The organism is Bartonella sp. CL434QHHD, assembly GCF_042195145.1.
GTDB lineage: Bacteria > Pseudomonadota > Alphaproteobacteria > Rhizobiales > Rhizobiaceae > Bartonella.
Genome location: NZ_JBHINT010000040.1, coordinates 59,926 through 67,936, shown reverse-complemented (window position 1 = coordinate 67,936; position 8,011 = coordinate 59,926). Strand labels below are relative to the sequence as shown.

The following is an 8,011-nucleotide window of genomic DNA, read 5'->3' as shown; positions in this document are numbered from 1 at the left end:
TCCGATAGCGATGGAAGAGAAACTTCGTTTTGCTATTCGTGAAGGTGGTCGTACTGTTGGTGCCGGTATCGTCTCTAAGATCATTGAATAAATAATGCTTGTTGAGTGCTTTAATTATTAATGCACTTTGTATAACAGGGAAATAAAGAGCATGAACAGTCAGAATATTCGCATTCGCTTGAAAGCGTTTGATCATAGAATTCTTGATACGTCGACGCGTGAGATTGTATCGACTGCTAAACGTACCGGTGCAAATGTCCGTGGTCCCATTCCGCTTCCGACGCGGATTGAGAAGTTTACGGTCAATCGTGGACCGCATATCGATAAGAAAAGTCGTGAGCAGTTTGAGATGCGAACACATAAGCGTCTTCTTGACATTGTTGATCCAACGCCGCAAACAGTGGATGCGCTTATGAAGCTCGATCTTTCTGCTGGTGTGGATGTAGAAATTAAGCTCTGAGGTTTGAGGACAGAAGGAACAGACCCGATGCGTTCAGGTGTAATAGCACAGAAGCTGGGCATGACCCGTATTTATAATGATGCTGGTGAGCATGTGCCGGTGACGGTACTTCGTTTGGAGAATTGTCAAGTCGTTGCTCAGCGTACAGTTGAAAAGAATGGTTATACTGCTGTTCAATTAGGTGTAGGCTTTGCTAAGGTTAAGAATACTTCACAAGCTCTTCGTGGACATTTTGCTAAGGCTTCTGTTGAGCCTAAAGCCAAAATAGCAGAGTTTCGTGTGAGTCCCGACAATCTTCTTGATGTTGGTACTGAGATTACAGTGGAACATTTTGTTCCAGGACAAAGAGTTGATGTGACTGGTACCAGTATTGGTAAGGGGTTTGCTGGTGTTATGAAACGACATAACTTTGGTGGGCATCGTGCTTCCCATGGTAATTCGATCACACATCGTGCTCATGGTTCTACAGGGCAGTGCCAAGATCCTGGTAAAGTTTTTAAAGGCAAAAAAATGGCCGGCCATATGGGGCAAGTGCGTGTAACAACACAGAATATTGAAGTTATTTCCACTGATAGTGAGCGTGGTTTAATTTTAGTGCGTGGTGCTGTTTCTGGTTCTAAAGGTTCTTGGATTTTGATACGGGATGCTGTGAAGAAGCGTCTTCCTGATAATGCTCCAAAGCCTGCCGGTATTCGCCGTCTTGTGAAGGAGAAAGCGGAAATGGTTACTCCGGTGACGGAAACCTCTGAAGTTGAGGGAGCCTAATAATGGATCTTGTAATTAAAACTCTTGATGGTAATGAAGCTGGCAAATTAAAGGTTTCTGAAGCTATTTTTGATCTTGTTCCGCGTGAGGATATTTTGCAACGTGTTGTTCGTTGGCAGCTTGCACGTCGTCAGCAGGGAAGTCATCAATCCCAAGGTCGTTCTGATGTGTCGCGAACAGGGGCAAAAATGTTTAAACAGAAAGGAACTGGGCGTGCTCGACATTCATCTGCACGTGCACCGCAGTTTAGAGGTGGGGGTAAGGCACATGGACCGGTGGTTCGCAGTCATGCGCATGATCTTCCTAAAAAGATTCGTGCTCTTGGGTTGCGTCTTGCTTTATCTGCAAAATTAAAAGCAAAAGATTTGATTATTGTGGATGAGTTGACTGTTAAGGATGCTAAAACGAAGATGCTTGTTTCTCATTTTTCTAAGCTTGGATTTAATAACGCTCTCTTGATTGGTGGTAAAGAGATTGATATTAACTTTTTTCGTGCAGCCTCTAATATCCCTAATATTGACATTTTGCCTATTCAGGGAATTAATGTTTATGATATTTTGCGTCGCAGCAAACTTGTTTTATCAAAAGCAGCTGTTGAGGCTCTTGAGGAGCGTTTTAAATGACAGATCTTCGCCATTATGATATAATTATTAGTCCAGTTATTACTGAAAAGGCGACTATGATTTCTGAATATAATCAAGTTGCTTTTAATGTCGCGCCGAAAGCGACGAAGCCTGAGATTAAGGCTGCTATTGAAGCGCTTTTTAGCGTAAAAGTTAAAGCAGTTAACACGATAGTCCGTAAGGGTAAAGTGAAGCGTTTCAAAGGTATAGTTGGTCGGCAGAGTGATGTCAAAAAAGCGATCGTAACTCTGGCCAGTGGTCAGACTATCGACGTTTCGACAGGTCTTTAAGAGGCTCGGAGATAGGAATAATGGCACTTAAGCAATTTAATCCAACTACACCTGGGCAGCGTCAGCTTGTTATTGTGGAACGTTCTTGTCTTTATAAGGGAAAACCTATAAAGATGTTAACTGAAGGTTTGTCTTCAAAGGGTGGACGTAATAATCGCGGTCGTGTTACTGCTCGTTTTCAGGGTGGTGGACATAAACGTAGTTATCGGTTTGTCGACTTTAAGCGTCTTAAACGTGATGTTTCAGCAAAGGTTGAGCGTTTAGAATACGATCCTAATCGTACCGCTTTTATTGCTTTAATCCGCTATGAGGATGGGCAATTGAGTTATATTCTTGCGCCACAGCGTCTTGGTGTTGGTGATTCTGTTATGGCTGGTTTAAATGTGGATGTTAAACCAGGTAATGCTATGCCTCTTGGTAATATGCCAGTAGGCACAATTATTCATAATGTTGAGATGAAGCCAGGAAAAGGAGGGCAGATTGCGCGTTCAGCAGGTGCTTATGCGCAGTTGGTTGGACGAGATCATGGTATGGCTATTCTTCGTTTAAATTCTGGTGAACAGCGTTTGGTTCCGAGTAGCTGTTTTGCAACTGTTGGCGCTGTTTCAAATCCTGATCATGGGAATATTAATGATGGTAAGGCGGGTCGGTCACGTTGGCGTGGTAAACGTCCACATGTTCGTGGTGTTGCTATGAACCCCGTTGATCATCCGCACGGTGGTGGTGAAGGTCGTACATCGGGGGGGCGCCATCCAGTATCTCCTTGGGGTAAACCTACGAAAGGTAAGCGTACGCGCTCCAATAAAGCCACTGATAAATTTATTATGCGTACGCGTCATCAACGCAAGAAATGAGAAAGGTAGTCTGAAGTGGTTCGTTCAGTGTGGAAAGGTCCGTTTGTTGACGGCTATCTTCTTGGTAAAGCAGAGAAGGTACGTGCAAGTGGGCGCAATGAAGTTATAAAAATATGGAGTCGTCGCTCTACTATTTTACCGCAATTTGTTGGTTTAACTTTTGGTGTTTACAACGGTAATAAGCATATTCCTGTTTCTGTTTCTGAAGAGATGGTTGGGCATAAGTTTGGTGAGTTCGCTCCTACCCGGACTTATTATGGTCATGGTGCCGATAAAAAAGCGAAGAGGAAGTAGGAATGGGAAAAGCTAAAGTTTCGCGCCAGCTTAAAGATAATGAAGCAAGAGCTGTCACGCGGACAATTCGTGTTAGTCCGCAGAAGCTTAATTTAGTTGCTGCAATGATTCGTGGTAAAAGAGTTAATGTAGCGCTCGCTGATTTGATGTTTTCACGCAAGCGTATTGCTGCTACTGTGAAAAAAACGCTTGAATCAGCAATTGCAAATGCAGAAAATAACCACGATCTTGATATTGATTCGCTTGTTGTGGCGGAAGCTTATGTTGGTAAGTCGATAGTGATGAAGCGCTTTCATGTTCGTGGTCGAGGGCGTGCTAGTAGAATTGAACGTCCATTTTCGCATCTTACTGTTATTGTTCGTGAAGTTACCGAAAAAGTGGAGGCCGCGTAATGGGGCAGAAGATCAATCCAATAGGACTTCGTCTTGGTGTTAATCGGACTTGGGACTCTCGTTGGTATGCTGATAGTGGTGAATATGGGCGCCTTCTTCATGAAGATTTGAAAATTCGTTCATATGTGCTTGAGGAGCTTAAACAGGCGGCTATTTCTAAGGTTGTTATTGAGCGTCCTCATAAGAAGTGTCGTATTACGATTCATTCTGCACGTCCTGGTTTGATTATTGGTAAAAAGGGTGCTGATATCGAAAAGCTTCGTCGTAAGCTTTCAGAAATGACGGATGCTGAAACTTCATTGAATATTGTGGAGATTCGTAAACCGGAGATTGATGCGACAATTATTGCGCAATCAATTGCTCAACAGTTAGAGCGTCGTGTTGCTTTTCGTCGTGCAATGAAGCGTGCTGTTCAGTCTGCTATGCGTCTTGGTGCGGAAGGTATTCGTATCAATTGTTCTGGCCGTCTTGGTGGTGCTGAAATTGCTCGTATGGAATGGTATCGTGAAGGTCGTGTTCCACTTCATACCTTGCGTTCTGATGTTGATTACGGTACAGCAGAAGCTAAGACCGCTTATGGTATTTGTGGTATTAAAGTTTGGGTCTTTAAGGGTGAGATTCTTGAGCATGATCCGATGGCTTCAGAACGTCGTGCTACGGAAGCTGATCAATCTGGTTCTTCATCGAATCGTCGCCGCGAAAATGCTTAGTTTTTGAGATTGAACTAAAATTTGGAGTAGAGAACAATGTTGCAGCCAAAGCGCACAAAGTTCCGTAAACAGTTCAAAGGCCGTATTCACGGTTCTGCGAAGGGTGGTACGGATTTGAATTTCGGTGCCTACGGTTTGAAGGCTGTTGAGCCGGAGCGGGTTACTGCTCGTCAAATTGAAGCGGCGCGTCGTGCGATTACACGTTATATGAAGCGTTCTGGTCGTGTGTGGATTCGCATTTTTCCAGATCTTCCGGTTACATCTAAACCGACTGAAGTTCGTATGGGTAAAGGTAAGGGAAGTGTTGATTATTGGGCTGCACGTGTTGCTCCTGGGCGCGTCATGTTTGAGCTTGATGGAGTTCCGGAAGATGTTGCACGTGAAGCGCTAAGGTTGGGTGCTGCAAAGTTGCCTATAAAAACGCGTTTCATCCAGCGTATTGCTGAATAATGAGGTTAAGCGATGAGAGCCACAGAATTACGGGCGCAAACGCTCGACCAAATGAAAGATGAATTGGCTAAGTTAAAGAAAGAGCAATTTAATTTGCGTTTTCAAAAAGCAACAGGTCAATTAGAAAAGACTGCGCGTGTTAGACAAGTTCGTCGTGATATCGCGCGTATTAAAACTTTTCTTCGTCAAAAGATAAGTGAAACTAAGGTTTAAGGAAATAAGAGATGCCTAAACGCGTTTTGCAGGGTGTTGTTATTAGCGACAAAAGTGATAAGACTGTTGTTGTCAAAGTTGAACGCCGTTATTCTCATCCGCTTCTTAAGAAGACTGTTCGGCAGTCTAAAAATTATAAAGCGCATGACGAAAACAACCAATTCAAGATTGGGGATCAAGTTTCTATTCAAGAATCTAGACCAATTTCGAAAGATAAATGTTGGATTGTTGTAAAAGACAATGTAGCGTAATGGGTTAAGTTTATTGTTTTAGAATTTAACAGTGTTTTTATCATTGATAAATTTGAAGGCGATGAATTTATCGTTATTTGGCAGGCAAATCCGAGTGTATAAAAGGTACAATCGGATATATGTGTTAAGAGAAGGTGGCCAGTCATGATTCAGATGCAAACAAATCTCGACGTTGCTGATAATTCTGGAGCGCGTCGTGTCATGTGCATCAAGGTGTTAGGCGGTTCAAAGCGGAAATATGCTTCGGTCGGTGACATTATTGTTGTTTCGGTTAAGGATGCAATTCCTCGTGGCCGTGTTAAAAAAGGTGATGTTATGAAAGCTGTTGTGGTTCGTACTGCTAAGGATATTCGTCGCGCAGATGGTAGTGTCATTCGTTTTGATAGTAATGCTGCGGTTTTAGTGGATAATAAAAAAGAGCCGATTGGTACTCGTATCTTTGGACCTGTTCCCCGCGAATTGCGTGGTAGGAATCATATGAAGATCATCTCGCTTGCTCCTGAAGTTCTATAAGGAGTAAATGTTATGCAGAAGATTCGAAAAGGTGATAAAGTTGTTGTTTTGTCCGGTAAGGATAAAGGATGTAGTGGTGAAGTAATTAAGGTTAGTCCAAAAGAGAATAAGGCTTTTGTTCGTGGGATTAATATGATTAAACGTCATCAACGTCAAACGCAGAAGCAAGAGGCTGGAATTATTTCTAAAGAAGCTCCGATTCATCTGTCTAATTTGGCGATTGCTGATCCTAAAGATGGTAAGCCTACACGTGTAGGCTTTCGTATGAATGCAGATGGTAATAAGGTGCGTTTTGCCAAGCGTTCGGGAGAGTTGATTAATGGCTGAGGAAAGACAAGTACCGCGTATGAAAGCGCATTATTTTGAAGTGATTCGTAAAGCGCTTCAAGAGAAGTTTAATTACAGAAATGCGATGCAAATTCCGCGGATTGATAAAGTTGTAATAAATATGGGCATAGGTGAAGCAACTGCTGATTCGAAGAAGCCTTCCCTTGCTGCTGAGGATTTAGGGCTAATAACGGGTCAGAAGGCTGTTGTTACGCGTGCGCGTAATTCTATTGCGACCTTTAAGGTTCGTGAAGGAATGCCTCTTGGGGCTAAAGTTACATTGCGTAAAGATCGTATGTTTGAGTTTTTAGATCGTCTTGTTACGATTGCTCTTCCGCGGGTTCGTGACTTTCGTGGTTTAAATCCAAAGAGTTTTGATGGTCGTGGCAATTTTGCTATGGGTATTAAAGAACACATTGTGTTTCCAGAAATCAACTATGATAAAGTTGATCAAATTTGGGGCATGGATATTATCGTTTGTACGACAGCAAAAACGGATGATGAGGCTCGTGAATTATTGCGTGCTTTTAATTTTCCTTTTCGTTCGTAACGGCAAGCATAGTGAGGTGAAATTATGGCCAAAGTAAGTGCCGTTGAAAAAAATAAGCGTCGTGAGGTGATGGTAAAGCGTTATGCTGCCCGTCGTGCACGTTTGAAAGCAATAGTTATGGATCAGAAGGTTTCTCTTGAAGAACGTTTTAAAGCTTCTGTTCAGTTGGCAGAGTTACCGCGTAATTCTTCGAAAGTTCGTATTCGTAATCGCTGTGAGGTTTCAGGTCGTCCGCGGGCTTATTATCGTAAATTAAAAATGTCGCGAATTGCGTTGCGTGAGCTTGGCTCTATTGGCTATATTCCTGGTATTGTAAAATCTAGTTGGTAAGAGGAGATTATTTAATGTCTATGTCAGATCCTCTTGGTGATATGTTAACACGTATTCGTAATGCACTTGGTCGTAAAAAAGGTAAAGTAGTTACTCCAGCTTCGAAGCTTCGTGCGCACGTTCTTGATGTTCTTCAGTCGGAAGGTTATATTCGCGGATATAATCAAATTGATTTAGGTGATGGGAAAGCTGAGATTGAAATCGAATTGAAGTATTTTGAAGGGCTGGCTGCTATTCGTGAGATTTCACGTGTGTCAAAGCCAGGGCGTCGTGTGTATGTTTCTGCTAAGTCACTTCCACAGGTGGCTAATGGCCTCGGTATTTCGATTTTATCGACTCCTAAAGGCGTCATGGCAGATCATGAGGCGCGTGAACAGAATGTTGGTGGAGAACTCCTTTGTCGTGTTTTCTAAGTTATGTCAAGAAAACGGAAGAAAAAGTAGGTTAGAACAATGTCTCGTATTGGAAAGAAACCCATTTCAATTCCTTCTGGAGTTACTGCTACTGTTGAAGGTCAGTTGGTTAAGGCAAAAGGTCCAAAAGGTGAGCTGAGTTACGTCGTCAATGATGAAGTCTTAGTCAAACTTGAGGAAAATATCATATCAGTTATGCCGCGGGATCAGTCAAAAGATGCGCGTTCTAAATGGGGAATGTCGCGCTCAATGATTGAGAACATTTTTTGTGGTGTGAAAGATGGTTTTGAAAAGAGGTTGGAGATTAATGGGGTTGGTTATCGTGCTGCTTTGCAGGGTAAGGATGTTCAACTATCTCTGGGCTTTTCGCATGATGTGGTTTATAAAGTTCCGTCAGGTGTTACTGTGACTGTTCCTAAGCCAACAGAAATTGTTGTTTCTGGAATTGATAAACAGCAAGTTGGACAAGTTGCAGCGGAGATTCGGGAGTATCGTAGGCCTGAGCCTTATAAAGGTAAGGGTGTTAAGCATGCAGATGAACGTATCTTCCGTAAAGAAGGTAAAAAGAAATAAGGA

Annotated in this window: 17 protein-coding genes and 1 pseudogene; all 18 read left to right on the top strand. The window is 42.6% G+C overall.

The annotated features are described in order from the left end of the window. Window positions 1–91: pseudogene (locus ACFILN_RS07160) on the top strand (elongation factor Tu); the annotation flags it as partial. A gap of 60 nt (window positions 92–151) precedes the next feature. Further along, window positions 152–460 (top strand): 30S ribosomal protein S10, encoded by a 309-nt coding sequence (gene rpsJ, locus ACFILN_RS07155; RefSeq protein ID WP_005773267.1) that lies wholly within the window; start codon window positions 152–154, stop codon window positions 458–460. 27 nt (window positions 461–487) lie between these two features. Next, a complete protein-coding gene (rplC, locus tag ACFILN_RS07150) occupies window positions 488–1,225 on the top strand; it encodes a 50S ribosomal protein L3 (protein WP_273791404.1) in 738 nt (245 codons plus the stop codon). A gap of 2 nt (window positions 1,226–1,227) precedes the next feature. Further along, window positions 1,228–1,848 carry a 50S ribosomal protein L4 gene (gene rplD, locus ACFILN_RS07145; RefSeq protein ID WP_273791405.1) on the top strand — a complete coding sequence of 207 codons (621 nt, stop codon included), beginning with the start codon at window positions 1,228–1,230 and terminating at the stop codon, window positions 1,846–1,848. Beyond that, complete coding sequence (locus ACFILN_RS07140) at window positions 1,845–2,138, top strand: 50S ribosomal protein L23 (RefSeq protein WP_273723987.1); 294 nt, start codon at window positions 1,845–1,847, stop codon at window positions 2,136–2,138. The genes rplD and ACFILN_RS07140 overlap by 4 nt, the downstream gene beginning before the upstream one ends. A 20-nt stretch (window positions 2,139–2,158) precedes the next feature. Beyond that, a complete protein-coding gene (gene rplB / locus ACFILN_RS07135) occupies window positions 2,159–2,992 on the top strand; it encodes a 50S ribosomal protein L2 (RefSeq protein ID WP_273791406.1) in 834 nt (277 codons plus the stop codon). A 15-nt stretch (window positions 2,993–3,007) separates the two neighbouring features. After that, a complete protein-coding gene (rpsS, locus tag ACFILN_RS07130; RefSeq protein ID WP_004855734.1) occupies window positions 3,008–3,286 on the top strand; it encodes a 30S ribosomal protein S19 in 279 nt (92 codons plus the stop codon). Between the two features lie 2 nt (window positions 3,287–3,288). Further along, window positions 3,289–3,678 (top strand): 50S ribosomal protein L22, encoded by a 390-nt coding sequence (gene rplV / locus ACFILN_RS07125; protein ID WP_273791407.1) that lies wholly within the window; start codon window positions 3,289–3,291, stop codon window positions 3,676–3,678. After that, complete coding sequence (gene rpsC / locus ACFILN_RS07120) at window positions 3,678–4,388, top strand: 30S ribosomal protein S3 (RefSeq protein WP_273791408.1); 711 nt, start codon at window positions 3,678–3,680, stop codon at window positions 4,386–4,388. The genes rplV and rpsC overlap by 1 nt, the downstream gene beginning before the upstream one ends. A gap of 36 nt (window positions 4,389–4,424) precedes the next feature. Continuing rightward, a complete protein-coding gene (gene rplP, locus ACFILN_RS07115) occupies window positions 4,425–4,838 on the top strand; it encodes a 50S ribosomal protein L16 (RefSeq protein WP_273791409.1) in 414 nt (137 codons plus the stop codon). 12 nt (window positions 4,839–4,850) lie between these two features. Further along, window positions 4,851–5,051, top strand: a complete 201-nt coding sequence (rpmC, locus tag ACFILN_RS07110; protein WP_273791410.1) for a 50S ribosomal protein L29 — start codon at window positions 4,851–4,853, stop codon at window positions 5,049–5,051. An 11-nt stretch (window positions 5,052–5,062) separates the two neighbouring features. Beyond that, on the top strand, window positions 5,063–5,302 hold the full coding sequence (gene rpsQ, locus ACFILN_RS07105; protein ID WP_012231991.1) for a 30S ribosomal protein S17: 240 nt from the start codon (window positions 5,063–5,065) through the stop codon (window positions 5,300–5,302). A 144-nt stretch (window positions 5,303–5,446) separates the two neighbouring features. Then, window positions 5,447–5,815 (top strand): 50S ribosomal protein L14, encoded by a 369-nt coding sequence (gene rplN, locus ACFILN_RS07100; protein ID WP_004855715.1) that lies wholly within the window; start codon window positions 5,447–5,449, stop codon window positions 5,813–5,815. 12 nt (window positions 5,816–5,827) lie between these two features. Next, complete coding sequence (gene rplX, locus ACFILN_RS07095; protein WP_015856579.1) at window positions 5,828–6,142, top strand: 50S ribosomal protein L24; 315 nt, start codon at window positions 5,828–5,830, stop codon at window positions 6,140–6,142. Continuing rightward, complete coding sequence (rplE, locus tag ACFILN_RS07090; protein WP_273791411.1) at window positions 6,135–6,692, top strand: 50S ribosomal protein L5; 558 nt, start codon at window positions 6,135–6,137, stop codon at window positions 6,690–6,692. The genes rplX and rplE overlap by 8 nt, the downstream gene beginning before the upstream one ends. A 24-nt stretch (window positions 6,693–6,716) precedes the next feature. Further along, on the top strand, window positions 6,717–7,022 hold the full coding sequence (rpsN, locus tag ACFILN_RS07085) for a 30S ribosomal protein S14 (RefSeq protein WP_273791412.1): 306 nt from the start codon (window positions 6,717–6,719) through the stop codon (window positions 7,020–7,022). Window positions 7,023–7,036: 14 nt separating this feature from the next. After that, entirely contained in the window at window positions 7,037–7,435 is a 399-nt protein-coding gene (rpsH, locus tag ACFILN_RS07080) for a 30S ribosomal protein S8 (RefSeq protein WP_015856577.1), read from the top strand. A gap of 39 nt (window positions 7,436–7,474) precedes the next feature. Beyond that, window positions 7,475–8,008 (top strand): 50S ribosomal protein L6, encoded by a 534-nt coding sequence (gene rplF, locus ACFILN_RS07075; RefSeq protein ID WP_273791413.1) that lies wholly within the window; start codon window positions 7,475–7,477, stop codon window positions 8,006–8,008. Window positions 8,009–8,011: the final 3 nt, after the last annotated feature.